1 protein-coding gene is annotated in these 1200 nt (G+C 66.1%); it reads left to right on the forward strand.

Annotation, left to right across the window (positions count from 1 at the left end):
* The first annotated feature begins 5 nt into the window (after positions 1-5).
* Positions 6-1168, forward strand: a protein-coding gene (locus ACIOEW_RS41270; protein ID WP_401970768.1) for an IS3 family transposase whose coding sequence is annotated in 2 segments (ribosomal slippage) — positions 6-290 and positions 293-1168 — 1161 coding nt in all. Because the reading frame shifts where the segments join, the coding sequence is not laid out codon by codon here.
* Positions 1169-1200: the final 32 nt, after the last annotated feature.

The following is a 1200-nucleotide window of genomic DNA, read 5'->3' on the forward strand; positions in this document are numbered from 1 at the left end:
TCGTTGTGCCCAAGCCTTATCCGGAAGAGTTCCGCCAGGACGTTGTACGGGTCGCGAGGAACCGCGACCCGGGTGTGACGGTCGAGCAGGTGGCCGCCGGTTTCGGGGTCCATGCGATGACGCTGTGGAAATGGATGCGCCGGGCTGACATCGACGACGGGGCGAAGGTTGGAGTGACCAGCCAGGAGAGCGCGGAGCTCCGGGAGGCACGCCGGAGGATCAAGCTGCTGGAGCAGGAGAACGAGGTCCTGCGGAGGGCCGCGGCCTATCTGTCCCAGGCGAACCTTCCGGGAAAAGGATCTACCCGCTCGTGAAAGAGCTGGCCGGGGACGGGGTGCCCGTCACGGTGACGTGCCGGGTACTGAAGCTCGCCAGACAGCCCTACTACCGTTGGCTCGACCAGCCGGTGGCCCATGCCACTGTCGAGGCGGCGTATCGCGCGAACGCTCTGTTCGACGCCCACCGGGACGATCCGGAGTCCGGCTATCGCTTCCTGGCCGACGAAGCCCGCGTGGCCGGGGCCGGCATGGCGGACCGGACCGCGTGGCGGATCTGCCGGGACAACCGCTGGTGGCGCGTGTTCGGCAAGAAACGCGGCCGCACCAAGAGGGCCGGCCGGCCGGTCCACGACGACCTGGTGAACCGCGCCTTCACTGCAAGTAGCCCGAACCGGCTGTGGCTCACCGACATCACCGAGCACCAAACAGGAGAAGGAAAGCTATACCTCTGCGCGGTCAAGGACGTCTTCAGTAACAGGATCGTGGGCTACTCCATCGACTCGCGGATGACGTCCCGGCTGGCCGTCGCAGCCCTGGACAACGCCGTGGCCCGGCGTCAGGACGTTGCCGGGTGCATTCTGCACAGCGACCGCGGATCGCAATTTCGAGCAGGAAAATTCGTCCGGGCACTCGGCCGTCACCGGATAGCCGGCTCGATAGGAAGAGTCGGGGCGGCCGGCGACAACGCGGCCATGGAGTCCTTCTTCAGCCTGCTGCAGAAGAACGTCCTCGACCGCCGCTCCTGGGCCACCCGCGAGGAACTGCGGATCGCGATCGTGACCTGGATCGAAAGGACCTACCACCGACGCCGCAGACAAGCGTCACTCGGCCGGCTGACCCCCGTCGAATTCGAGATAGTCATGACCACACCGGCTCTCCAGGCCGCGTGACTGAACCTGTCACCCAAAACTGCATCAGACCC

It is taken from the genome of Streptomyces sp. NPDC087901 (assembly GCF_044742205.1).
Lineage (GTDB): Bacteria > Actinomycetota > Actinomycetes > Streptomycetales > Streptomycetaceae > Streptomyces.